The sequence below is a fragment of the Mycobacterium sp. genome, assembly GCF_050701515.1.
In the GTDB taxonomy this organism is placed as follows: domain Bacteria; phylum Actinomycetota; class Actinomycetes; order Mycobacteriales; family Mycobacteriaceae; genus Mycobacterium.
The window spans coordinates 45,351-68,574 of sequence record NZ_JBOGDB010000001.1; the positions used below are offsets into that span (position 1 = coordinate 45,351).

Consider the following 23,224-nt stretch of genomic DNA (forward strand, 5'->3'; position numbering starts at 1 on the left):
AACCGACGAACCTGACCGAGACCGACGCCGGGAGAACACCACATGAGCGCCGAGCAGCCAACCATCATCTACACGCTGACGGACGAGGCGCCGCTTCTTGCGACCTACGCCTTCCTGCCGATCATTCGAACCTTTACCGAGCCGGCGGGGATCAACGTTGAGACCAGTGACATCTCTGTTGCGGCACGCATCCTGGCCGAGTTTTCCGATCACCTGACCGAAGAGCAGCGCGTGCCGGACAACCTGGCCGAGCTGGGCCGGCTGACCCAGCTGCCCGAGACCAACATCATCAAGCTGCCGAACATCAGCGCTTCGGTGCCGCAGCTCACGGCTGTCATCGAGGAACTGCAAGAGAAGGGCTACGCAGTCCCGGACTATCCGGCATATCCGAAGACCGACGAAGACAAGGCCCTCAAGGAGCGCTACGGCAAGATCCTGGGCAGTGCGGTGAACCCGGTTCTGCGCGAAGGCAACTCGGACCGCCGCGCCCCGAAGGCGGTCAAGGAGTACGTGCGCAAGCACCCGCACAGCATGGGCGAGTTTTCCCAGGCCTCCCGCACTCATGTGGCGACCATGAAGGGCGGCGACTTCTATCACGGCGAGAAGTCGATGACCCTGGACCGCGCCCGCAACGTCCGGATGGAACTGAAGACCAAGAGCGGCGAGACGATCGTGTTCAAGCCCGAGACGTCGTTGGACGAGGGCGACGTGATCGAGAGCATGTTCATGAGCAAGAAGGCTCTGTGCGAGTTCTACGAACAGCAGATCGAGGATGCCTACAAGACCGGCGTGATGTTCTCGCTGCACGTCAAGGCGACGATGATGAAGGTCAGCCATCCCATCGTCTTCGGCCACTGCGTGAAGGTCTTCTACAAGGACGCCTTCGCCAAGCATCAGAAGGTGCTCGACGAACTGGGTGTCAACGTCAACAACGGCATGGTCGACCTGTACAACAAGATCGAGTCGCTGCCCGCAACGCGGCGTGAGGAGATCATCCACGACATCCACGCCGTGCACGAGCACCGGCCCGAGCTGGCCATGGTGGATTCGGCACGGGGCATCACCAACTTCCACTCGCCCAGCGACGTGATCGTGGACGCCTCGATGCCCGCGATGATCCGGCTGGGCGGCAAGATGTACGGCGCCGACGGACGGACCAAGGACACCAAGGCGGTGAACCCCGAGTCCACGTTCTCCCGGATCTACCAGGAAATCATCAACTTCTGTAAGACGCACGGCCAGTTCGACCCGACCACCATGGGCACCGTTCCGAATGTCGGCCTGATGGCACAGGCGGCCGAGGAGTACGGCTCACACGACAAGACCTTCGAGATTCCCGAGGACGGCGTCGCCGACATCGTCGACATCGACAACGGTGAGGTGTTGTTAACGCAGGACGTCGAGGAGGGCGACATCTGGCGCATGCCCGTGACCAAGGACGCAGCGATCCGCGACTGGGTCAAATTGGCAGTCACCCGCGGGCGTCTCTCGGGCATGACGGTGCTGTTCTGGCTGGACACCGAACGTCCGCACGAGGCCGAGCTGAGAAAGAAGGTCAAGGCCTACCTGAAGGACCACGACACCGAGGACCTCCACATCCAGATCATGCCGCAGGTGTGGGCCATGCGGTACACGCTGGAGCGCGTGATCCGCGGACAGGACACCATCGCCGCGACCGGAAACATCCTGCGCGACTACCTGACCGACCTGTTCCCGATTCTGGAACTGGGCACCAGCGCCAAGATGCTGTCCATCGTGCCGTTGATGGCCGGCGGTGGGATGTACGAAACGGGCGCGGGCGGCTCGGCGCCCAAGCACGTCCACCAGCTGGTCGAGGAGAACCACCTACGGTGGGATTCGCTCGGTGAGTTCCTCGCGTTGGGCGCCTGTTTCGAAGACCTGGGTGACAAGACCGGCAATAAGCGGGCCGCACTGCTGGGCACGACGCTGGACGCCGCGATCGGCAACCTGCTGGAGAACGACAAGGGTCCGTCGCGCAAGACGGGTGAGCTCGACAACCGCGGCAGCCAGTTCTATCTGGCGCTGTACTGGGCGCAGGAACTCGCCGCGCAGAACGAGGATCAAGGGCTGGCCGACCACTTCGGCGAACTGGCCAAGGCGCTAGCCGAGAAGGAAGAGGCTATCGTGGCCGAACTCGTCGAGGCGCAAGGCAATTCGGTGGACATCGGCGGCTACTACAACCCGGACCGCGAAAAGACCACAGCCGTGATGCGGCCCAGCAAGACGTTGAATGAGCTGTTACAAAGCGCTACTGGTCAGTAACGAAACATGGCCCTTCCCGGGCCACTTGGCCCTTGTAGTGTGGCCCACATGTCCAAGATCAAGGTCGAAGGCACGGTCGTAGAGCTCGACGGTGACGAGATGACCCGCATCATCTGGAAGATGATCAAGGAGCAGTTGATCCTTCCGCACCTCGACCTCAACTTGGACTATTACGACCTGGGCATCGAGCACCGCGACGAGACCGACGACCAGGTGACCGTCGACGCCGCCGAGGCGATCAAGGAGCACGGTGTTGGGGTCAAGTGCGCCAGCATCACTCCCGACGAGGCCCGCGTCAAAGAGTTCAACCTCAAGCAGATGTGGCTTTCGCCCAATGGCACGATCCGAAACATCCTGGGCGGCACCATCTTCCGGGCGCCTATCGTCATCTCCAATGTGCCGCGGCTGGTTCCGGGCTGGACCAAGCCGATCATCATCGGCCGCCACGCGTTCGGTGACCAGTACCGCGCCTTCAACACCAAGGTGGAAAAGCCCGGCACCTTCACGGTGACGTTCACCCCGGACGACGGCAGCGAGCCGATGGTGCACGAGGTCGTCGAGATCCCCGAGGGCGGCGGCGTCATCATGGGCATGTACAACTTCAAGAAGTCCATCCAGGACTTCGCCCGGTCGTCGTTCAACTATGGGCTGCAACAGAATTACCCGGTCTACCTTTCGACGAAGAACACCATCCTCAAGGGCTACGACGGGATGTTCAAGGACGAGTTTCAGCGCATCTTCAACGAGGAGTACAAGGAGGAGTTCGAAGCCAAGGGCCTGACCTACGAGCACCGGTTGATCGACGACATGGTGGCGGCCTGCCTGAAGTGGGAGGGTGGCTACGTGTGGGCGTGCAAGAACTACGACGGCGACGTGCAGTCCGACACGGTCGCACAGGGTTACGGCTCACTGGGCCTGATGACCTCGGTGCTGATGACACCGGACGGCAAGATCGTCGAGGCGGAGGCCGCGCACGGCACCGTCACCCGGCACTTCCGGCAGCACCAGCAGGGCAAGCCCACGTCGACCAATCCGATCGCGTCGATCTTCGCGTGGACGCGCGGCCTCGAGCATCGCGGCAAGCTCGACAACACTCCCGACGTGATCAAGTTCGCTGACACGCTCGAAGACGTCGTCATCAACACCGTCGAGGGCGGCCAGATGACCAAGGACCTGGCGACCCTGATCGGGGACGAGCAGCCTTGGCAGACCAGCGAGGAGTTCCTCGGCTCGATCGCCGACCACCTGAAGAGGGCCCTCAACTAGCCAGTGGCCCGCTTCGGGTAGGCGTAAGCGTCGACGAAGTCGAGGATCACCTTGGTGATCCGCTCCGGCGCCTCGAACATCGGGATGTGCCCGACGCCGTCGAGATGCGTGACCTTCGTGTCCTTGGGCAGCTGGGTGGTGAATTGGCGGGTGTAGCGCGGATGCGGCAACACCCGGTCCTTCTCGCAGATGACCAGGTGGGTCGGGGCGGTGCCGTTGGCCAGTTCCAGTAGCCCTGGCAGCAGCAGGGCCTTCACCAGCAGTTGGTAGTACGCCGGGCAATGTGCGGCGTCGTCGACGCATGCGCGGAGGTCGGCTTCGCTCAGGCCGTCGGCGGATGCGCTGATCGGCAGATAGGCGATCCGGTGGGACAGCGGAAGGCTCAGCACCCGTCGACGCAGCGCGAGGGCCAACAGCCACACCGGGAGGCCGGCCAGGAACTTGCCGACGATCTCGAATTTTGCCGGCGTGAAGTGGCGCCAGCCGCCGGCCGGCGCGATCCCGGTAAGCGTGCGGGCCCGGCCGCGGCGCTCCAGCTCGAACGCAACCCAGCCGCCAAGCGAGTTGCCCACGATGTGCGCAGTGCCCCAGCCCAGCGCGTCGAGGTGGCGTTCGACATCGTCGGCTAGCGACGCGGAGCCCAGGAAGAACGGGCCTTTGGATCCGCCGTTGTGTCCGGCCATGGTGGGTGCGAACACCTCGTAGCGACCCGTCTCAGCTATCTGCGGCGCGACGTATTTCCACACGTTCTGCGACAGCATGAACGGGTGCAGCAACAGCATCGGCTCCCCGGACCCGAGGTGGATCGGCACGCGCTCAGGCATGCTGCCGACACTATGGCGATACCACCGGTACCGCAAGGCGCGGTCGGTTGTCAGCGCAGTGCGCTATTCGACCGGTGGCAGCGGGCGCGGCTGGTGAGCGTGAAAAGATTGACCCACCATGAGTACCCCCTCCGAGCGCGTCGTTTTCTCCGGCGTGCAACCCACCTCTGACTCCCTGCATCTCGGCAACGCGCTGGGTGCGATCAACCAGTGGGTGAACCTGCAGGATGATTACGACGCCTACTTCTGCGTCGTCGACCTGCACGCCATCACAATCCCATGGGATCCGGGCACCCTTCGACGCCGCACGCTCGCGACCGCCGCACAGTATCTGGCGCTGGGCATCGACCCGAACCGCAGCACCATTTTCGTGCAGAGCCAGGTGCCAACGCACGCCGAACTCGCTTGGGTGCTGGGATGTTTCACCGGATTCGGACAGGCGTCGCGGATGACGCAGTTCAAGGACAAGTCGCAGAAGGAGGGCAGCGACGCCACCACGGTCGGTCTGTTCACCTATCCGGTGCTGATGGCTGCCGACGTGCTGCTCTACGACACCAATTTGGTGCCGGTCGGCGAGGACCAGCGCCAGCACCTGGAACTGGCCCGCGACGTCGCGCAGCGCTTCAACTCGCGATTCCCGGACACCTTCGTCGTCCCCGAGGTGATGATCCAGAAGTCAACCGCCAAGATCTACGACTTGCAGGACCCCACGGCGAAGATGAGCAAGTCCGCGGGCACCGAGGCCGGGCTGATTGGTCTGCTCGACGACCCGAAGGTGTCAGCCAAGAAGATCCGCTCGGCGGTCACCGACAGCGAGCGAGAGATCCGCTACGACCCGGAAGCCAAACCGGGAGTGTCGAACCTGCTGACCATCCAGTCCGCCGTCACCGGCACCGATGTCGACAAGCTCGTCGAGGGCTATTCCGGACGGGGCTATGGCGATCTGAAAGCCGACACCGCCGATGCCGTCGTCGAATTCGTGACACCGATCAAGGCGCGGGTCGACGAACTGCTGGCCGACTCGGCGGAACTGGAGGCCGTTCTGGCGGCCGGTGCGGGCCGGGCCAAGGACGTGTCTGCTAAGACGCTGAAGCGGGTATACGACCGGTTAGGGTTCTTGCAGCAACCGAATTGACCCTGGGAGGCTGGTATGTCCGAGCCGGCCAAACCGGGAATCCTTGACCGCCTCCGGTCGCGTTACGAATGGTTCGACCACGTGATGCGCGCCTGGCAGCGCTATCAGAACCGCAAGGGCGACTTCTTCGCTGCGGGCATCACGTATTTCACGGTCTTCGCGCTTTTCCCGTTGACCATGATCGGTTTCGCCGCGGGCGGCTTCGTGCTGTCGCGCCGCCCCGACCTGCTCGCCGAGATCGAGGCCCGGATCAAGACGACGGTGTCCGGAGAATTCAGCGAGCAGCTGATCAGCTTGATGAACTCGGCCGTCGAGTCGCGGACCTCGGTCGGCATCATCGGCCTGGCCACCGCCGCGTGGGCGGGGCTGGGCTGGATGGCCAACCTGCGCGAGGCGCTGAGCGAGATGTGGGAGCAGCGCCGGGAGCCGCCCAACTTCGTCAAGACCAAGCTGTCCGACCTGCTGGCGCTCGTTTCGGCATTCGTCGCAATCGCTGTCACAATCGCGCTGACCGTGCTGAGTGATCCGGGACTGATGACAAACGTGCTGGAATGGTTTGGGTTTCAAGATGTTCCGGGCCTTGCCGGCGTGCTGCGAATGGTGTCGGTGTTGGTGTCGCTGCTGATCTCCTGGCTGTTGTTCACCTGGATCATCGCGCGCCTGCCCCGAGAGTCGATCAGCTTCCGCAGTTCGGTGAAGGCCGGCCTGATGGCCGCGGTCGGGTTCGAGGTTTTCAAGCAGTTGGCTTCGCTGTTTCTGCAAACGGTTATGCAGGGCCCGGCCGGGGCGACGTTCGGACCGGTGTTGGGCCTGATGGTGTTCGCCTACATCACCGCCCGGCTGATCCTGTTCGCCACCGCATGGGCGGCCACCTCTGAAGAAAACTTCGCCGCTGTGCCGGTGGAACCACCCACCGGTGCCCAGATCACTCCGCGGGTGCAGGTCCACGAAGGCGTGGGTGTGCGTGGCGCTCTGATCGCGGCGGCCGTGGGCGCCCTTGGCGCGCTGGGCTTTTCGCGCTTGCTTCGACGCCCGTAGTCGTCAGGTGACCACCTTGAGGCCGATGATGCAGCCGACCACGCCCAGCATGAGAGCCACCTTGACCACCGATGCGGTTTCGGCGCCGGTCAGCATCGCGTAGGCGATGGTGAGCACCGCGCCGATGCCGACCCACACCGCGTAACTGGTGCCGGGCGGCAGGCTGCGCATCGCGATCGCCAGCCCGACCATCGAGAAGACAAGCGCCACACCGAAAACCAGGTTCGGCACCAGTCGGGTGAGCCCGTCGGACTTGCTCAGCGCGGTCGCCCATACGGCTTCCAGAACTCCCGACGCCACCAGGATGAGCCACGCCATGGGGGCCTCAGTGTTGCGGTCTGCGGTTGACTGATCTGGCCGCCATCATCAGGCCGAACACGATCACGGTGCCGATGACGGCCACGCCGACCCGGACCGGCAGGGCATCCGCGGCAGGCATGATGTCGGCAGCCTTGGCGGTGGTCTCGTCGGCGGCCGCCTTCGGCGTGGCCGACAGGGAGGGATCCGGTTCGATCAGCGTGCCGACCCGGGTGCCCGGGGCGGTGGCGAATCCGTAGTCCAGCAGGTGGGCGGCCTGTTGCCACGGTGCAATCGGCTGCCGGGTGCCGCGCAGCAGCACCGCGACCAGCCGGCGGCCGTCGCGGTTGGCCGCCCCGACGAAGGTCTGGCCGGCATCGTCGGTGTAGCCGGTCTTGCCGCCGAGTGCGCCGGGGTAGTTGTAGAGCAGCTGATTGTCGTTCTCCACCGGGTAGCCGGCGTCGCCGCGGCCGGGGAAGTCGAAGCCGCGGGTCGCGACGATTTCGGTGAACCTGGGGTTCTGCCAGGCGTATCGGTAGAACAGGCCGATGTCGTAGGCCGAGGTGCTCATGCCCGGGCCGTCCAGACCCGACGGCGTGGCCACCCGGGTATCGCGGCCGCCGAGCTTGCCCGCCAGGTCGTTGAGCTTGCCCAGGGTGGCGTCCATCCCGCCGAGTTGGGCCGCCAGCGCGTGCGCGGCGTCGTTGCCGGAGTACATGAGCAGGCCGTGCAGCAGGTCGTTGATCGAGTAGTGCCCGCCTTCGCCGACGCCCACCTTGGTGCCTTCGACGGCCGCGTCGTCGGCGGTGCCGGCCACGACCTTGTGGATCGGCAGATCCTTGATCGCCTGCATGGCCACCAGCACCTTGATCAGGCTGGCCGGGCGGTGGCGGCCGTGCGGGTCCTTGGCGGCGATGACGTCGCCGCTGTCCAGGTCGGCGACCAGCCACGCCTCCGCGGAGACGTCGCCCGGCAGCGGCGGTGTGCCCGGCGCCGCTATCACGCCGCAGCCGGCCAGCGCGTCACCGCCGACCGGCTCGGCGGGTACCGGCAGCCGAAGCGGTGGATCCTCGCCCGGCTTGGGCACCTCGGACGCATCGACCGCGGGTGGGGTGCTGACCTGGTACGGACAGGCGGGGGAATCGGGGGCGGCGTTGGGTTCGGCCGCTGCAACGGGTAAGCCGACGATCGCCGGTGCGGCCAGCATCGCCGTCGCCGCAACCAGCGACAAAGCGCGCGTCGAGATCATCCATGAGGTCGCCATCGAAAGTGCAGGGTAGGGGATGAAACCCCGATTTCCGCGATGCCGCGCTGTGACAGTTGTGACTGATGTTAAAGCGAGATGTAGGCCACGGCCGGGAATTCGATGGAGGACATCCACAGCTTTCCGCCGGATTCGACGACACCGGTGACAATGCCGAAGTCGGGGTGTGTGGTGCGGACGCCGGCGACGGGCTTGCCGGTGTCGGGATCGAATGCGACGACCCACACGACCGACTCGGGCTTCGGCAGAAACCGGTCCGGCAGCCGCCACAACAGCTTCCGGACGATCGGCGGTCCTTTCGCCAGCCGGTCCGCCACGGGATTGGCGGGTGTGACAAACGCGCACCAGATCCGGCCGTCGGCACCGGTCGACAGGTTATCGGGCATGCCGGGCAGGTTGACCGCCAACGGTTGAACGGTTCCGGCGTTCGGTCCCGTCAGCCAGTACTTCGAAAGCCGGCGCCCCGGTGTCTCGGCGAACACCAGCGCGGACTCGTCCACGGTGTCGGTGACTCCGTTGGCGAAGTAGAGGCCGTCGACCAGCCTGGTGACTGTGCCGTCGGTGTCGCGCCTGAACAGGCCGCCGCGCCCACGAGCCTCCAGGAGCGCCGCCATGTAGTCGGCATAGGTAAAGTCACTCGTCGATTCCGTGAAAAAGATTGTCCCGTCGGATAATTCGGTGACATTCGAGCAGAACTGCAGCTTGCGACCATCTACGGTGTCGACCAGCGTCTCGAACTCGCCGGTGGAGCGGTCCATTGCAAGCAGGCCACGCGGACTGTCGCAGACCAGCAGGCGGCCGTCGCGGGCGACATGCATGCCCAGCGGTCGCCCACCGGTGTCGGCCACGACCGTTGGTTCGGCGCCGTCGGGCGAGATGCGGACGATGCGACCGTCGACCAACCCCGTCCACAGCATGCCGTCGGCGTCGGCGACGACGTCTTCGGGCCCGTCGCCTGGCACCGGCACGACGGTGACGTCGGCGGATGGGAAGTCGGGCAGCTCGTCGACGGGAGGTGGCTGCCAGCGGACGGGATCGATTCGCGGCTTCTTGTGTCTCTTGAAGGGCACGCCGCTGACGTTAGCGCGAGGTCTACAGCAGCCGGCCGGCTTCGCTCAGCACGCCGCGCAGAATGTCGTAGATCGCGTCGAACTCGGCCTGGCCGCTGATCAGTGGTGGGGCGAGCTGCACCACGGGGTCGCCGCGGTCGTCGGCCCGGCAGTACAGGCCGGCTTCGAATATCGCGGGCGTCAGGAAGCCACGCAGCAGGCGCTCGCTCTCGTCATCGTCGAACGTCTCCTTGGTGGCCTTGTCCTTGACCAGCTCGATGCCGTAGAAGAAGCCCTCGCCGCGGACGTCACCGACGATCGGCAGGTCGTAGAGCTTCTCCAGGGTGGCCCGGAACGCCGGCGCCATTTCCTTGACGTGATCGTTGATCCCCTCGCGCTCGAAGATGTCCAGGTTGGCCAGCGCCACCGCCGAGGACACCGCGTGACCGCCGAACGTGTAGCCATGACCGAACGTCGTCGTGCCGTTGTTGAACGGCTCGAACAGCCGGTCGGTGGCGATCATCGCGCCGATGGGCGAGTACCCGGAGGTCAGGCCCTTCGCGCAGGTGATCATGTCCGGCACATAGCCGAAGTCGTCGCAGGCGAACATCGAACCGATCCGCCCGTAGGCGCAGATCACCTCGTCGGACACCAGCAGCACGTTGTACTCGTCGCAGATCTCCCGGACGCGTTCGAAGTAGCCGGGCGGCGGCGGGAAGCAGCCACCGGCGTTCTGAACCGGTTCCAGGAAGACCGCGGCGACGGTGTCGGGACCCTCGAACTCGATGGCCTCGGCGATCCGGTCCGCGGTGTACTGGCCGAATGCCTTGATGTCGGTGTCGTATGGCGCGGGGGCGCGGTAGAAGTTGGTGTTCGGCACCCGAAAGCCGCCCGGTGTCAGCGGCTCGAACGGCTCTTTGAACGCCGGCAGGCCGGTGATGGCCAGTGCGCCCTGCGGTGTGCCGTGGTAAGCGATCGCGCGCGAAATCACCTTGTGCTTACCGGGTTTGCCGGTCAGCTTGAAGTACTGCTTGGCCAGCTTCCACGCGGTTTCGACGGCCTCGCCGCCACCGGTGGTGAAGAACACCCGGTTGAGATCGCCGGGCGCGTAGCCGGCGATCCGCTCGGCCAACTCGATCGCGGGCGGGGTGGCATACGACCACAGCGGAAAGAAGGCCAGCTTCTCGGCCTGCTTGGCGGCGACCTCGGCAAGTTCCTTACGGCCATGGCCGACCTGCACCACGAAGAGGCCGGATAGCCCGTCGATATAGCTCTTGCCCTTGTCGTCCCAAATCCTCACGCCCTCACCACGGGTGATGACCGGCGGCGTGATGCCGGCCCCGTGACGGGCGAAGTGGCCCCATAGATGGCGGTTGGCTTTTGCGCCCAGGTCGGTCGTAACCTCTTCAGTGATATCCGTAGTCGTCATCGCGTGCCCCAATTATATTGCTGCTTAACGAGTTTCAGATAAACCAGCGTTTCGGTGGATATCACTCCTGGCAAAGCACGAATCTGGGTGTTGAGCAGGTCGAGCAGGTCGTCGTCGTCCTCGCACACCACTTCGATGATGGCGTCGAACGAGCCGGCGGTCAGCACCACGTACTCGACGGCGTCGATCGCGGCCAACTTCTCGGCAACCCTGGTGGTGTCCCCGGTGCAGCGGATGCCGATCATCGCCTGGCGGGCGAAGCCGAGTTGCATCGGGTCGGTTACCGCGACGATCTGCATGACGCCGGTATCGACCATGCGCTGGACCCGCTGCCGCACGGCCGCCTCGGAGAGACCCACCGCTTTGCCGATGCCCGCATACGAGCGACGGCCGTCCTGCTGGAGCTTCTCGATGATCGCCTTGGACAGCTCGTCGAGCTGGACCGCCGCGCCGGGACGTGTGTGCACGCGGAGCGGGACGGACTGGATGCCGTCGGCACCCGGGTTGGCCATGCAAGAGATTGTGCACGGAATCCGTCGTGACAAGCAACCAGGCCTATGAAATCGCTCGCGAACAGGTGCCGGGACTGCGGGAATGCGTAGCCGCCCTGTCCGCCGTGGGCTAGCGTTGAGCCATGACTGCGACCGTATCGGCCAGTGTGGCCAGCAGCTGGATCGACGGGGCGGCGGTGGCAACCGGCGGCGCCCGTCACCAGATCATCAACCCGGCGAACGGCGACGTCGTCGCGGAATGCGCGTTGGCGGCGCCCACCGACGTCGACGCCGCGGTGGCAGCGGCCCGGGCGGCATTGCCGGGTTGGGCGGGGGCGACCCCGGCGGACCGCTCCACGGTGCTGGCCAAGCTGGCGGCGCTGACCGCCGAGCACGCCGACGACCTGATCGCCGAGGAGGTCGGCCAGACCGGCAAGCCGGTGCGGCTGGCGCGAGAGTTCGACGTGCCGGGCAGCATCGACAATATCGACTTCTTCGCCGGCGCGGCGCGCCATCTCGAAGGCAAGGCCACCGCGGAGTATTCCGGCGACCACACCTCCAGCATCCGGCGCGAGGCCGTCGGCGTCGTCGCGACCATCACACCGTGGAACTACCCGCTGCAGATGGCGGTCTGGAAGGTGCTGCCCGCACTGGCCGCCGGGTGCAGCGTGGTCATCAAGCCCGCAGAGCTGACACCGTTGACCACCTTGACGCTGGCCCGGCTGGCCACCGAGGCCGGCCTGCCCGACGGCGTCTTCAACGTCGTCACCGGAGCGGGTGGCGACGTCGGAACCGCGCTGGCCGGACACCCCGACGTCGACGTGGTGACCTTCACCGGGTCGACACCGGTGGGTCGCAAGGTGATGGCGGCCGCGGCCGCGCACGGTCACCGCACCCAGCTCGAGCTGGGCGGCAAGGCGCCGTTCGTGGTGTTCGACGACGCCGACCTCGACGCCGCGATTCAGGGCGCGGTCGCCGGGGCGCTGATCAACACCGGACAGGACTGCACCGCGGCCACCCGGGCCATCGTGGCGCGGGAGCTCTACGACGATTTCGTCGCCGGGGTTGCCGAGGTGATGAGCAAGGTCGTCGTCGGAGATCCCGAGGACCCGGACACCGACCTGGGCCCGCTGATCTCAATGGCGCGCCGGGCGAAGGTTGCCGGCATGGTCGAGCGGGCCCCCGGCCAGGGTGGCCGCATCGTCACCGGCGGCAGCGCACCGGACGGGCCCGGGTCGTTCTACCTGCCGACGCTGATCGCCAACGTGGACGAGAGCTCGGAGGTCTACCGCGACGAGATCTTCGGTCCCGTGCTGACGGTGCGCGCCTTCACCGATGACGACGACGCGCTGCGGCAGGCCAACGACACCGACTATGGCCTGGCGGCATCGGCCTGGACCCGCGACGTCTACCGCGCGCAGCGGGCGTCACGCGAAATCCAGGCCGGATGTGTGTGGATCAACGACCACATCCCGATCATCAGCGAGATGCCGCACGGTGGTATGGGCGCTTCGGGATTCGGCAAGGACATGTCCGACTACTCGTTCGAGGAATACCTGACCATCAAGCACGTGATGAGCGATACCACCGGTGTCGCCGAAAAAGACTGGCACCGGACCGTATTCACGAAGCGCTAGCGGAGCCTAGACTTGCGCCATGACCGCCAGCACGCGGGTGGACGAGTTCGAGGAACTGCGGCCGCATCTGCTGGCCGTCGCGTACCGGCTCACCGGCACCGTCGCCGACGCCGAGGACATCGTGCAAGACGCCTGGCTGCGCTGGAATGCGTCGGCGCGCGAATCGATCACCGATCTGCGGGCGTGGCTGACCACCGTGGTGAGCCGGCTGGGCCTGGACCGGCTGCGCTCGGCCGCACATCGCCGGGAAACCTACGTCGGCCAGTGGCTCCCGGAACCGGTGGTGACGGCGCCCGATGCCGACGATCCGTTGTCGGCGGTGGTGGCCGGCGAGGACGCGCGGTTCGCGGCGATGGTGGTGCTGGAGCGGCTCAGCCCGGATCAGCGGGTGGCGTTCGTGCTGCACGACGGATTCGCGGTGCCGTTCGGTGAGATCGCCTCGGTGCTGGGGATCAGCGACGCCGCGGCAAGGCAGTTGGCCTCACGGGCCCGCAAGATCATCAGCGCGAATCCAGCGCCCCCCGCCGAGCGCACGCATGACGAAGTCGTCGGGGCTCTGCTCGCCGCGATGGCCCAAGGCGAACTGGATGCCGTGATCAGCCTGCTGCACCCCGGCATCACGCTGGTCGGCGACTCAAACGGCAAGACCCGCACCGCGATTCACACCATTACCGGACCGGACAAGGTAGCACGGTTCCTGTTCGGGCTGGCGAGTCGTTACGGCCCGGCATGGTTGGAGTCGAGCCGGCTGGCGTTGGTCAACGGCGAGCTCGGGATGTACTCCGTCGGCTCCGAGGGCCGCGACGGCTACGAGCCGGCGCACCCCCGCGTCGTCGCGGTGGCGGTAAGGGATGGCAAGGTCGCCGCGGTGTGGGACGTCGCCAACCCCGACAAGTTCACGGCTTCGCCGTTGCGTCATCGTCGCTAGCCCACGGAACCCGGCAGGCGTCCCCGGAGTTGAAGCCCTGCTCGGTGATCCCGAGCGCCGAATAGCTGCGTGCGCGCATGTTCTCCACACCGATTTGATAGGTCAGCTCGATCACCCCGTCGTCGCCAAAGCGGCGGCGCAGGTCGGCGACCTGCTCGTCGGTGATGGTGTGCGGATCGGTCGTCATCGCGTTGGCGTAGGCGATGGCGGCGCGCTCGTCGTCGGTGTAGGCGGGCGAGGTGGCGTAATTGTCGATGTCCTTGAGCCGCTCGACGTCGAGACCGTCGAGACGCTGCAGCATCGAGCCGAAGTCGACGCACCACGAGCATCCGATGGTGCGGGCGGTCCAGAACACGGCCAGCTCGAGCACGTTCTTGGGCATTTTGCGCGACGCCGAACCCAGCATGCCCTCATGCACAACGTTGGCGACCATCAGCCGCGGATGATGAGCGACGATGGTGAATGGTTCCGGCACCTCGCCGAACCGCCGCTTGGCGACCCGGTAGAACAGCTTGGTCAGCAGCGATGCGCGCTGCGGCGGCAGGGGGTCGATTCGTGTTTTCTGTGTCATACCCGTTAGACGAGACAGCCCGCCAATGTGTGACACAGCCGAAAACGCTCAGCGCGCGAACATCAGCGCGCGCTTGACCTCCTGGATCGCCTGCGTCACCTCGATCCCGCGCGGGCAGCACTCGGTGCAGTTGAAGGTGGTGCGGCAGCGCCAGACGCCGTCGACCTCGTTGAGGATGTCGAGGCGCTCGGCAGCGGCTTCGTCGCGGCTGTCGAAGTTGAACCGGTGGGCGTTGACGATGGCGGCCGGCCCGAAATAACTGCCCTCGCTCCAATAGATCGGGCAGCTGGTGGTGCAGCACGCGCACAGGATGCACTTGGTGGTGTCGTCGTAGCGGGCGCGGTCGGTGGGGCTCTGGATCCGCTCGCGGGTCGGCGGGTTGCCGCTGGTCACCAGGTACGGCTTGACCGCACGGAACGCGTCGAAGAACGGCTCCATGTCCACCACCAGGTCCTTCTCGACCGGCAGGCCGCGGATCGGCTCGATGGTGATGGTGAGCTGCTTTTTCGGGTTCTTCGGCAGCAGGTCGCGCATCAACACCTTGCACGCCAGCCGGTTGACGCCGTTGATGCGCATCGCATCCGAGCCGCACACGCCGTGCGCGCAGGACCGCCGGAAAGTCAGCGTGCCGTCGAGATACCACTTGACGTAGTGCAGCAGGTTGAGCAGCCGGTCGGTGGGCAGGCACGGCACCCGGAAGCTCTGCCAGCCGGCGGCATCGGGATCTTCGGGATTGAATCGGGCAATCTTCAGCGTCACCATCACCGCGCCGTCGGGGACCGGCGGCAGAGCGGGTTCCTTCGTATCGACATCCGGCGTAATGGTCATCAGTACTTCCGTTCCATCGGCTCGTATCGCGTCTGCACCACCGGCTTGTAATCCAGCCTGATGTCGCTCAATAGGTCGGTGCCCTGCTTGTAGGCCATGGTGTGGCGTAAGTAATTGGTGTCATCGCGGTTGGGGTAATCCTCACGGGCATGGCCGCCTCGGGACTCCTTGCGGTTCAGTGCGCCCACCACAGTGACCTCGGCCAACTCCAGCAGCATGCCCAGCTCGATTGCCTCGAGCAGATCGCTGTTGAAGCGTTTGCCCTTGTCGTGCACGGTGATTCGGGCATAACACTCCTTCAGGGCGTGAATGTCGGTGAGCGCCTGCTTGAGGGTATCCTCGGTGCGGAATACCGCTGCGTTGTTGTCCATCGACTGCTGCAGTTCATTGCGGATGTCCGCGACGCGCTCGTTGCCGTGCTCAGACAGGATGTCGCCGACCCAGCCCACCACCATCGATGCGGGGTCCGGCGGCATGTCGACGAAGTCGTGCCCCAGCGCGTAATTCGCGGCCGCGATGCCGGCCCGGCGGCCGAACACGTTGATGTCCAACAGTGAATTGGTGCCCAGCCGGTTGGCGCCGTGCACCGACACGCAAGCGCACTCACCGGCGGCGTAGAGGCCCGGGACGATCGCGGTGTTGTCGCGCAGCACCTGCCCGTGCACGGTGGTCGGGATGCCGCCCATCAGGTAGTGGCAGGTCGGATAGACCGGCACCAGTTCCTTGACCGGGTCGACACCGAGGTAGGTGCGGGCGAACTCGGTGATGTCGGGCAGTTTGGCCTCGAGCACGTCCTCGCCGAGGTGCCGCACGTCGATGTACACGTAGTCCTTGTGCGGGCCGGCGCCGCGGCCCTCCAGCACCTCGAGCACCATCGACCGGGCCACGATGTCCCGTGGCGCGAGGTCGACGATCGTAGGCGCGTAGCGCTCCATGAACCGTTCGCCGTCGCCATTGAGCAGCCTGCCGCCCTCGCCGCGCACCGCCTCGGAGATCAGGATGCCCAGCCCGGCCAGTCCGGTCGGATGGAACTGGTGAAATTCCATGTCCTCCAATGGAAGTCCCTTGCGAAAGACGATGCCGAGGCCGTCGCCGGTAAGGGTGTGCGCGTTGGAGGTGGTCTTGTACATCCGGCCCGACCCGCCGGTGGCGAACACAATCGCCTTGGTGTGGAACACATGGATGTCGCCGCCGGCCAGCTCGTAGGCGATGACGCCGGTGGCCACCGGTCCGCCGGGGGTCTCGGTCAGCGCGATGTCGAGCGCATAGAACTCGTTGAAAAACTCGACGTCGTGCTTGACGCAGTTCTGGTAGAGGGTCTGCAGGATCATGTGGCCGGTGCGGTCGGCGGCGTAACAGGCGCGGCGCACCGGCGCCTTGCCGTGATCGCGGGTGTGCCCGCCGAACCGGCGCTGGTCGATGCGGCCCTCCGGGGTCCGGTTGAACGGCATCCCCATCTTCTCCAGGTCGAGCACCGCATCGATGGCTTCCCTGCACATGATCTCGACGGCGTCTTGGTCGGCGAGGTAGTCGCCACCCTTGACGGTGTCGAAGGTGTGCCACTCCCAGTTGTCCTCTTCGACGTTGGCCAGCGCCGCACACATCCCGCCCTGTGCCGCACCGGTGTGGCTGCGCGTCGGGTACAGCTTGGTCAGCACCGCCGTGCGGGCCCGGGGCCCCGCCTCGACCGCGGCCCGCATGCCCGCGCCGCCGGCGCCGATGATGACGACGTCGTAGCGATGTTCCTGAATCATCTATCAGCTCCCCGTCACGAGATGTTCGCGTCGAAGGTGACCAGCACATAGGTGCCCAACACCAACGTGAAACCCGTCGCCAGCAACAGCAGCGAATTCAGGTAGAACTTGGTGGTGTTCTTGCGGGCATAGTCGCCGATGATGGTGCGCATGCCGTTGGCGCCGTGCACCATCGCCAGCCACAACAGAGCCATATCCCAGATCTGCCAGAACGGTGAGGCCCAGCGCTCGGCGACGTAGTTGAAATCGATGCGATACACGCCGTCGTCCCACATCAGCATGATGAACAGGTGACCGAGCGCCAGAAACACCAGCGCGACGCCGGAGAACCGCATGAACAGCCAGGCGTACTTCTCGAAGTACGGGATGCCCCTCGGGCGCCGGGGTGCACGCGGATGATCCAGGCTGGCCGGCCGGTCGTGCTCTTTCTCCATCACGGGAGCCAGCCGGCCCTCGCGGTGATGGGGTGTCCACGGCCCGGTCACAGGAATCGCTCCGCCATGTGCATGCCCAGCACGCCCAGCGCCGGGATCATGACCGCCAGGAAGACACCGGCGACGATCCACAGCATCAGCCGCTGGTATTTCGGTCCGTACCGCCAGAAGTCGATCAGGATGATCCGGATGCCGTTGAGCGCGTGGTAGAGCACCGCCGCGACCAGCCCGGCCTCCATCAGCCCGACGAGCGGCGTCTTGTAGGTGTCGACGACTTCGTTGTAGGCCTCCGGGCTCACTCGGACCAGAGCGGTGTCGAGCACATGGACGAACAGGAAGAAGAAAATGGTGGCCCCGCTGATGCGGTGCAACACCCAGGCCCACATTCCGGGGTCGCCGCGATACAGGGTGCGCCTGCGGGCGGGCTTCTCCCGCCGGGCCGGCACCGCCGTGTTCGTACTCATCGGGCCTCCAAACCTTTGCCCAACCTCGGGGCGACTCTAAACCCATTTGTAGTGCCCAAAGAACTACCGTGTAGCCGTTCGCAGCTGTTAAAACGCGAAGTTAGGGTTGCCTATCTCCGGCAGTCGAGCCAGGAACGGGGGCTTCGGAATGGATTCAGAACTGGGTCGGCGGTGCTGACGTGGCGACGGATATCGACTGGAAGATGTTGCGGCACAAGGCAACAGAGGCAGCCGGTAAAGCGTACGCTCCATACTCTGGACTGCCGGTGGGCGCGGCGGCGCTGGTGGATGATCACCGCATGGTGGCCGGCTGCAATGTGGAGAATGTCTCATATGGCCTTGGTCTCTGTGCCGAGTGCGCGGTGGTCTGCGCCCTGCATTCCGGCGGCGGCGGCAGGTTGATCGCCCTGTCGTGCGTGGATGCCGACGGTGAGCCGCTGATGCCGTGCGGGCGCTGCCGCCAGGTGCTGCTCGAGCACGGCGGGCCGCAGCTGCTGATCGATCATCCGCTGGGGCCGCGACCGCTGGGAGAGCTGCTCCCCGACGCATTCGGCCCCGACGATCTGCCGGAAAAGCCGTGACCCAGACCACATTCGACGCGCCGTCGGTTATCCGGACCAAGCGCGACGGCGGGGTGCTTACCGATGCGGCGATCGACTGGGTGATCGACGCGTACACCACCGGGACGGTGGCCGACGAACAGATGTCGGCACTCCTGATGGCGATCTTCCTGCGCGGCATGACCGGTCCGGAGATCGCGCATTGGACCGACGCCATGGTTGCCTCCGGCGAGCGGATGGACTTCACCGATCTGCGCCGCGACGGAAAGCCGCTGGCGTTGGTGGACAAGCACTCCACCGGCGGGGTGGGAGACAAGATCACCATTCCCTTACTGCCGGTGGTGATGGCGTGCGGCGGTGCAGTGCCGCAGGCGGCGGGGCGCGGCCTCGGGCACACCGGTGGCACGCTGGACAAGCTGGAATCGATTCCGGGTTTCACCGGCGAGTTGTCCAAAGACCGGATACGGCAACAACTTTGCGAAATTGGCGCGGCGATCTTCGCCGCCGGCCAGCTGGCCCCGGCCGACCGCAAGATATACGCGCTGCGTGACGTCACCGGCACCACCGAGTCGCTGCCACTGATTGCCAGCTCGGTGATGAGCAAGAAGATCGCCGAGGGCACCCGGGCGTTGGTGCTGGATTCCAAGGTGGGCCGGGGGGCGTTCCTGAAGACCGAGGGCGAGTCGCGCGAGCTGGCCCGCACCATGGTCGAGCTGGGCACCGAGCATGGGCTGACCACCCGCGCGTTGCTGACCGACATGAACCGGCCGCTGGGTCGTGCGGTCGGCAACGCGGTCGAGGTGGCCGAATCGTTGGAGGTGCTGGCCGGTGGCGGTCCCGCCGATGTGGTCGAGCTGACCCTGGCGCTGGCCGCCGAGATGGTCGACGCCGCAGGCCTGGACGGCATGGACCCGGCGCAGACGTTGCGCAACGGCTCGGCGATGGACCGGTTCCGTGCGCTGGTGGCCGCGCAGGGCGGCGACCCATCACAGCCATTGCCGTTCGGTGCGCACTCCGAGACCATCACGGCACCGCACGGTGGCACGATGGGCGATATCGATGCGATGGCAGTGGGACTGACGGTATGGCGGCTCGGTGCGGGCCGCTCCGTCCCGGGTGAGCGGGTGCAGTCCGGCGCCGGGGTGCGCATCCATCGCCGTCCCGGTGAGCCGGTCGCCGCCGGCGAGGCGCTGTTCACCCTCTATACCGACACGACGGATCGGTTCGGTGCCGCGATGGCGGAGCTGGACGGCGGCTGGAGCGTCGGCGACGCGGCCCCTCCGCGGGGGCCGCTGATCATTGATCGGATCAGTCCGTGACGACACCGTTGACCCTGGACTCCATCCGGCACGCACCCAAGGCGCTGCTGCACGACCACCTCGACGGCGGGCTCCGCCCGGCCACCGTGGTCGAGCTGGCCGAAGACACCGGCTACGGCGATCTGCCCGCCACCGAGGTCGACGGTTTGGCGGGCTGGTTCCGGACCGCGGCGCACAGCGGATCGCTGGAGCGCTACCTCGAGCCGTTCGCCCACACGGTCGGGGTGATGCAGACGCCGGAGGCGCTGTACCGGGTGGCCTACGAGTGCGTCGAAGATTTGGCCGATGACAACGTGGTGTACGCCGAGATTCGGTTCGCCCCCGAACTGCACATCGACGGTGGCCTGTCACTGGACGCGGTCCTCGACGCGGTGCTGGCCGGTTTCGCCGACGGCGAGAAGGCCGCCAGCAGCGCCGGTCGCACCATCACGGTGCGTTGCCTGGTGACCGCGATGCGGCACGCGGCGCGATCGCTGGAGATCGCCGAGCTGGCGATCCGGTTCCGGGACAAGGGCGTGGTCGGTTTCGACATCGCGGGCGCGGAGGCCGGCTATCCGCCCACCCGGCATCTGGATGCATTCGAGTACATGCGAAACCACAACGGCCGCTTCACAATCCATGCGGGAGAAGCGTTCGGCTTGCCGTCCATCCACGAAGCCATCGCGTTTTGCGGTGCCGACCGGCTGGGTCACGGCGTGCGGATCGTCGACGACATCGTCGTGGCGCAGGACGGCACCGTCCATCTCGGCCGGCTGGCGTCACTGCTGCGGGACAAGCGGATCCCGTTCGAGATGTGCCCGTCTTCGAACGTGCAGACCGGTGCGGTCGGCAGCATCGCCGAGCATCCCTTCGACCTGCTGGCCCGCTGCCGGTTCCGTGTCACCGTCAACACCGACAACCGGTTGATGAGCGACACCACCATGAGCCACGAGATGCTGCGGCTAGTAGAGGCATTCGGTTACGGCTGGAGCGACCTGGCGCGGTTCACCATCAACGCGATGAAGTCCGCGTTCATCCCGTTCGACGAACGCCTGGCGATCATCGACGAGGTGATCAAGCCGCGCTTCGCCGTGCTCGTCGGCTGACTTCTTCCCGCACCCGCGCGCGATCGACCTGTAGCCGGTTACTCGGACCGCAGCCGGGACTCCACGAAGCTCTCCAGCGCCTCCCACTGCTCGACGGCGTCGGCGAACGGCCCGCTGGGCTTGCGGACGGTGTCGGGGTCCAGCACGTAAGCCACCAGCCGACCCAACGGCATGTCGGCGTCCAGCGTCTCCTCGACGATGTCGTCCTCGGCGTATTCGCCGACGTCCCTGAGTAATTCGACGGCCAGTTCCAGCTGGTCGCGGTCCACTGCGCCCGGGCCGTCGGCGAAGTCGTCGGCCAGCCCGCTCAGCACGTACACGTTGTCTTCGGTGGCGCTGACCTGCAGCGAGCCGTCGGTAGCGGCGGTGCGGATGTCGTCGTAGGTGGCCAGATCCGACAGGTCGTGGTCGTGCTCGTCGGCCAGATAGCGCGCCAGCGCCCGCTCCGAGCCGAACACGCTGACCCGGCCGTTGCGTCCGAGGAACACCGGCCGGTCGTCGAGGTAGCAGCGCAGCGTGAAGAAGGTGCCACCGCGGGTGATCATCTGGACCGGGTCGATGCCGACCTTGTGCCAGAATTCCTCGTCGCTGCCGAGCACCAGGGTCGCGACGTGGTGGGCGGGCTCATCCTCGGTGCTTTCGGAGTCGGATACCGCGGCGGTCTCGTCGGACACTTCTTCGTCGATCGCGGTGTCGGAGGTGTCCTCCTCTTCTTCCACTTCGGGCGCGGGTTCGAGGAGTTCGGCCGCCGCCTTCTTCGATCCGGCCTCGTCGACGTCGGGCGTGGTGACGACCTCGTCGATCGCGTCGACGACCTTGTCCCAGCTGCGGCCGATCGCGGCCTCGATCTCCGCCCAGCGCTTGCGGCCGCTGCGGCCGCCGAAGGTGTCGATGCCTGCACCCACCGAGCCGAGCACGGGGTTGCCGTTGAAGAACTTGGTCACCGAAGGCAGTTCACAGACCGAACCGACCGCCGACACGATGGCCAGCGTGCGGTGCAGCACCGCCAGCGAGTCCTCGGTCGGCTTCTCCGCGACCAGTTCGGCCACGCCGATCAGGTCGAACTGCCGATCCTCAGGCGGATCGAACCGGTGGGCCGACGCCGCGGTCAACTTCTCCCAGGCCGGATGGTCGGTCAGGTCGTTGTCGGTATTGGTCCTGACGAAGGCGGTCAGGTCAGCGACCGAATCGAAGGCGTAGAGGTCGTCGTCCTTGCCGAGCAGCGCCTCCCATTCGTCACCGGCATCGCGCCAGCGGGGCGCCCACAATGTGTACAGGTCGCCCTTGGTCAACCCCAGTCGGATCGGCACGATGTCAGCAGCCATGCGGCACAGCCTAACGACGGGGGTTGCCGGGCAATCACTGAGGACCAGTCACAAACGCCACCAGGTGCGATATGACAGACAACGCCTGGCCGGCGGTGACACCATACTGACGTGGACGGCAGTCCGGGTCCAACGACACCGGCGGACAGTGGGCCGAGGACATGCCATGAGGCCGGTCACCGCTCAGGCAGTGGGCCGCCAGAATCCCTGAAAACCCTGCCCCGCGTTCGTCGTTCGGACCGGTGACAGCTGGACGGGGTCGCCGGCTTCGACCATCATTCCATTGCCGACGATCATCGCGACGTGTCCGTCCCACACCGCCAGGTCGCCGGGGCGAAGCGAGCCCTGATCCACCGCGGCGCCGATGTCCTGCTCCTGGGCGAGCCGCGGAAGATTCAGACCGGCTTCGTGATACGCCCACTGGGTGAGGCCGCTGCAGTCCAGCCCGACACCGGGTGTGGTGCCGCCCCACACATACGGCACCCCGAGCTGGGTGAGTGCGTGCCGAACGGCGCTGGCCGCCACTTCGTTCGGCGCCGTCACGGTGCTGCCGTCGGGCAGCGCGACGGCTACGCCGCCACCCAGCACCCCAGGATCCGCCAGCGGAGCCGCAGCCAGGTCGGCTTGAGGCGCCATGTGCGACGGCGGGGGCCCGGCGGCGGGCATGCCGCCCCATCCCGACGGCGAGCTCATCGGGGCCGCGCCTAACCCGGCCGGCGTCGTCGTCGGCGCGCTCGGAGCCGGACCCGGTGGTGCCGCGGCCAGTGCGGCGGTGTGCCCATCCAGCTCGGCGCGCAGCTCCTCGACGACCGCTTGTGCCTCGCGCAACGCTCGTTGGGCCTCGCCGACCAGCTCGTCGGCGCTTTCGGGCAGATCGCGTTCCAGGGCGTCCGCGGTTGCCACGAAGTCGTCGACGATGCGCTGCAGCTCGGCCCTGGCGCGGGCGACCGCGTCGGCGGCGAAACCCACCCGGTCGGCCATCTCCGACGCCCGCGAGGCGGCCATGGTGGCGCCGGACAAGGCCGTCGTGATGGCCCGCGTCGCAGCATCGGCCGCCGCGCCCGACCATGCGGCGTCCATCTGGAGGGCCGCGGCCGTGCCGACGTCCGCGATGTCCGTCAGCACCTGGCCCGCGTGGCGCAGCATCCGTGCCGGATCGTCCCCGTTGAACATTCCGGAGCCGACCGCCGCCTGCAGATCGAGGAGCGGAGCGGTGAGCTGGCTGACCAGAGCGCCGGCCACC

At 66.4% G+C, this 23,224-nt stretch carries 21 protein-coding genes and 1 pseudogene; 9 read left to right on the forward strand and 13 right to left on the reverse strand.

Features of this window, described 5'->3' with window-relative positions:
• The first annotated feature begins 42 nt into the window (after window positions 1–42).
• Together ACRDU5_RS00205 and ACRDU5_RS00210 are read left to right on the forward strand one after the other, a co-directional pair.
• Window positions 43–2,283 carry an NADP-dependent isocitrate dehydrogenase gene (locus tag ACRDU5_RS00205; protein ID WP_526612202.1) on the forward strand — a complete coding sequence of 747 codons (2,241 nt, stop codon included), beginning with the start codon at window positions 43–45 and terminating at the stop codon, window positions 2,281–2,283.
• A gap of 48 nt (window positions 2,284–2,331) precedes the next feature.
• Window positions 2,332–3,549, forward strand: coding sequence for an NADP-dependent isocitrate dehydrogenase (locus ACRDU5_RS00210; protein ID WP_526612203.1), 1,218 nt, complete (start codon window positions 2,332–2,334; stop codon window positions 3,547–3,549).
• Here the strand turns inward: ACRDU5_RS00210 and ephH are convergent.
• Window positions 3,546–4,373, reverse strand: a complete 828-nt coding sequence (gene ephH, locus ACRDU5_RS00215; RefSeq protein WP_526612204.1) for an epoxide hydrolase EphH — start codon at window positions 4,371–4,373, stop codon at window positions 3,546–3,548. The genes ACRDU5_RS00210 and ephH overlap by 4 nt on opposite strands.
• Before the next feature lie 118 nt (window positions 4,374–4,491).
• On the opposite strand from ephH, the gene trpS reads away from it, so the two are divergent.
• Both trpS and yhjD read left to right on the forward strand, forming a co-directional pair.
• Window positions 4,492–5,508, forward strand: a complete 1,017-nt coding sequence (trpS, locus tag ACRDU5_RS00220; RefSeq protein ID WP_526612205.1) for a tryptophan--tRNA ligase — start codon at window positions 4,492–4,494, stop codon at window positions 5,506–5,508.
• Window positions 5,509–5,523: 15 nt separating this feature from the next.
• A complete protein-coding gene (gene yhjD, locus ACRDU5_RS00225; RefSeq protein ID WP_526612206.1) occupies window positions 5,524–6,546 on the forward strand; it encodes an inner membrane protein YhjD in 1,023 nt (340 codons plus the stop codon).
• A 3-nt stretch (window positions 6,547–6,549) separates the two neighbouring features.
• On the opposite strand, the gene ACRDU5_RS00230 is transcribed toward yhjD, so the two are convergent.
• From ACRDU5_RS00230 to ACRDU5_RS00250, 5 genes are all read right to left on the reverse strand, one after another.
• On the reverse strand, window positions 6,550–6,864 hold the full coding sequence (locus ACRDU5_RS00230; protein ID WP_526612207.1) for a DMT family transporter: 315 nt from the start codon (window positions 6,862–6,864) through the stop codon (window positions 6,550–6,552).
• Window positions 6,865–6,871: 7 nt separating this feature from the next.
• Window positions 6,872–8,092, reverse strand: coding sequence for a D-alanyl-D-alanine carboxypeptidase family protein (locus ACRDU5_RS00235; RefSeq protein ID WP_526612246.1), 1,221 nt, complete (start codon window positions 8,090–8,092; stop codon window positions 6,872–6,874).
• A gap of 83 nt (window positions 8,093–8,175) precedes the next feature.
• Window positions 8,176–9,177: an SMP-30/gluconolactonase/LRE family protein gene (locus ACRDU5_RS00240; protein ID WP_526612208.1), complete on the reverse strand. Its 1,002-nt coding sequence runs from the start codon at window positions 9,175–9,177 to the stop codon at window positions 8,176–8,178.
• 22 nt (window positions 9,178–9,199) lie between these two features.
• Complete coding sequence (locus tag ACRDU5_RS00245) at window positions 9,200–10,585, reverse strand: aspartate aminotransferase family protein (protein ID WP_526612209.1); 1,386 nt, start codon at window positions 10,583–10,585, stop codon at window positions 9,200–9,202.
• Window positions 10,582–11,097, reverse strand: a complete 516-nt coding sequence (locus ACRDU5_RS00250; RefSeq protein ID WP_526612210.1) for an Lrp/AsnC family transcriptional regulator — start codon at window positions 11,095–11,097, stop codon at window positions 10,582–10,584. Before ACRDU5_RS00250 ends, ACRDU5_RS00245 begins: the two co-directional genes overlap by 4 nt.
• A 122-nt stretch (window positions 11,098–11,219) precedes the next feature.
• On the opposite strand from ACRDU5_RS00250, the gene ACRDU5_RS00255 reads away from it, so the two are divergent.
• Complete coding sequence (locus ACRDU5_RS00255; RefSeq protein ID WP_526612211.1) at window positions 11,220–12,713, forward strand: aminobutyraldehyde dehydrogenase; 1,494 nt, start codon at window positions 11,220–11,222, stop codon at window positions 12,711–12,713.
• Between the two features lie 19 nt (window positions 12,714–12,732).
• Complete coding sequence (sigJ, locus tag ACRDU5_RS00260; protein WP_526612212.1) at window positions 12,733–13,641, forward strand: RNA polymerase sigma factor SigJ; 909 nt, start codon at window positions 12,733–12,735, stop codon at window positions 13,639–13,641.
• On the opposite strand, the pseudogene ACRDU5_RS00265 reads toward sigJ, so the two are convergent.
• From ACRDU5_RS00265 to sdhC, 5 genes and pseudogenes are all read right to left on the reverse strand, one after another.
• Window positions 13,610–14,245, reverse strand: a pseudogene (locus ACRDU5_RS00265) (carboxymuconolactone decarboxylase family protein); the annotation flags it as partial. The gene sigJ and the pseudogene ACRDU5_RS00265 overlap by 32 nt on opposite strands.
• A gap of 15 nt (window positions 14,246–14,260) precedes the next feature.
• On the reverse strand, window positions 14,261–15,040 hold the full coding sequence (locus ACRDU5_RS00270) for a succinate dehydrogenase/fumarate reductase iron-sulfur subunit (protein WP_526612213.1): 780 nt from the start codon (window positions 15,038–15,040) through the stop codon (window positions 14,261–14,263).
• Window positions 15,040–16,794 carry a succinate dehydrogenase flavoprotein subunit gene (gene sdhA / locus ACRDU5_RS00275; protein WP_526612214.1) on the reverse strand — a complete coding sequence of 585 codons (1,755 nt, stop codon included), beginning with the start codon at window positions 16,792–16,794 and terminating at the stop codon, window positions 15,040–15,042. Before sdhA ends, ACRDU5_RS00270 begins: the two co-directional genes overlap by 1 nt.
• A gap of 14 nt (window positions 16,795–16,808) precedes the next feature.
• Window positions 16,809–17,228 (reverse strand): succinate dehydrogenase hydrophobic membrane anchor subunit, encoded by a 420-nt coding sequence (locus ACRDU5_RS00280; protein ID WP_526612247.1) that lies wholly within the window; start codon window positions 17,226–17,228, stop codon window positions 16,809–16,811.
• A 47-nt stretch (window positions 17,229–17,275) separates the two neighbouring features.
• The gene (sdhC, locus tag ACRDU5_RS00285) at window positions 17,276–17,692 is read right to left on the reverse strand and encodes a succinate dehydrogenase, cytochrome b556 subunit (protein ID WP_526612215.1); all 417 of its coding nucleotides are present in this window, start codon (window positions 17,690–17,692) and stop codon (window positions 17,276–17,278) included.
• Window positions 17,693–17,871: 179 nt separating this feature from the next.
• Between sdhC and ACRDU5_RS00290 the strand changes: the two genes are divergently transcribed.
• Genes ACRDU5_RS00290 through ACRDU5_RS00300 form a run of 3 tightly spaced genes read left to right on the forward strand, consistent with a single transcriptional unit; the run spans window position 17,872 to window position 20,656 of the window.
• Window positions 17,872–18,273, forward strand: coding sequence for a cytidine deaminase (locus ACRDU5_RS00290; protein ID WP_526612216.1), 402 nt, complete (start codon window positions 17,872–17,874; stop codon window positions 18,271–18,273).
• Complete coding sequence (locus ACRDU5_RS00295) at window positions 18,270–19,571, forward strand: thymidine phosphorylase (protein WP_526612217.1); 1,302 nt, start codon at window positions 18,270–18,272, stop codon at window positions 19,569–19,571. Before ACRDU5_RS00290 ends, ACRDU5_RS00295 begins: the two co-directional genes overlap by 4 nt.
• Window positions 19,568–20,656: an adenosine deaminase gene (locus ACRDU5_RS00300; RefSeq protein ID WP_526612218.1), complete on the forward strand. Its 1,089-nt coding sequence runs from the start codon at window positions 19,568–19,570 to the stop codon at window positions 20,654–20,656. The genes ACRDU5_RS00295 and ACRDU5_RS00300 overlap by 4 nt, the downstream gene beginning before the upstream one ends.
• 38 nt (window positions 20,657–20,694) lie before the next feature.
• On the opposite strand, the gene satS is transcribed toward ACRDU5_RS00300, so the two are convergent.
• Together satS and ACRDU5_RS00310 are read right to left on the reverse strand one after the other, a co-directional pair.
• Complete coding sequence (gene satS, locus ACRDU5_RS00305) at window positions 20,695–21,981, reverse strand: protein export chaperone SatS (protein ID WP_526612219.1); 1,287 nt, start codon at window positions 21,979–21,981, stop codon at window positions 20,695–20,697.
• Between the two features lie 183 nt (window positions 21,982–22,164).
• The gene (locus ACRDU5_RS00310) at window positions 22,165–23,223 is read right to left on the reverse strand and encodes a C40 family peptidase (protein WP_526612220.1); all 1,059 of its coding nucleotides are present in this window, start codon (window positions 23,221–23,223) and stop codon (window positions 22,165–22,167) included.
• Window position 23,224: the final 1 nt, after the last annotated feature.

What these genes read in the sequence shown, in the direction of transcription:
- ACRDU5_RS00255 (WP_526612211.1), top strand. Translation starts at nt 11,220, where the DNA reads ATGACTGCGACCGTATCGGCCAGTGTGGCCAGCAGCTGGATCGACGGG.
- sdhC (WP_526612215.1), bottom strand. Translation starts at nt 17,692, where the DNA reads ATGAGTACGAACACGGCGGTGCCGGCCCGGCGGGAGAAGCCCGCCCGC.
- trpS (WP_526612205.1), top strand. Translation starts at nt 4,492, where the DNA reads ATGAGTACCCCCTCCGAGCGCGTCGTTTTCTCCGGCGTGCAACCCACC.
- ephH (WP_526612204.1), bottom strand. Translation starts at nt 4,373, where the DNA reads ATGCCTGAGCGCGTGCCGATCCACCTCGGGTCCGGGGAGCCGATGCTG.
- ACRDU5_RS00205 (WP_526612202.1), top strand. Translation starts at nt 43, where the DNA reads ATGAGCGCCGAGCAGCCAACCATCATCTACACGCTGACGGACGAGGCG.
- sdhA (WP_526612214.1), bottom strand. Translation starts at nt 16,794, where the DNA reads ATGATTCAGGAACATCGCTACGACGTCGTCATCATCGGCGCCGGCGGC.
- ACRDU5_RS00235 (WP_526612246.1), bottom strand. Translation starts at nt 8,092, where the DNA reads ATGATCTCGACGCGCGCTTTGTCGCTGGTTGCGGCGACGGCGATGCTG.
- ACRDU5_RS00230 (WP_526612207.1), bottom strand. Translation starts at nt 6,864, where the DNA reads ATGGCGTGGCTCATCCTGGTGGCGTCGGGAGTTCTGGAAGCCGTATGG.
- ACRDU5_RS00280 (WP_526612247.1), bottom strand. Translation starts at nt 17,228, where the DNA reads ATGGAGAAAGAGCACGACCGGCCGGCCAGCCTGGATCATCCGCGTGCA.
- ACRDU5_RS00250 (WP_526612210.1), bottom strand. Translation starts at nt 11,097, where the DNA reads ATGGCCAACCCGGGTGCCGACGGCATCCAGTCCGTCCCGCTCCGCGTG.
- sigJ (WP_526612212.1), top strand. Translation starts at nt 12,733, where the DNA reads ATGACCGCCAGCACGCGGGTGGACGAGTTCGAGGAACTGCGGCCGCAT.
- yhjD (WP_526612206.1), top strand. Translation starts at nt 5,524, where the DNA reads ATGTCCGAGCCGGCCAAACCGGGAATCCTTGACCGCCTCCGGTCGCGT.
- ACRDU5_RS00245 (WP_526612209.1), bottom strand. Translation starts at nt 10,585, where the DNA reads ATGACGACTACGGATATCACTGAAGAGGTTACGACCGACCTGGGCGCA.
- satS (WP_526612219.1), bottom strand. Translation starts at nt 21,981, where the DNA reads ATGGCTGCTGACATCGTGCCGATCCGACTGGGGTTGACCAAGGGCGAC.
- ACRDU5_RS00270 (WP_526612213.1), bottom strand. Translation starts at nt 15,040, where the DNA reads ATGACCATTACGCCGGATGTCGATACGAAGGAACCCGCTCTGCCGCCG.
- ACRDU5_RS00210 (WP_526612203.1), top strand. Translation starts at nt 2,332, where the DNA reads ATGTCCAAGATCAAGGTCGAAGGCACGGTCGTAGAGCTCGACGGTGAC.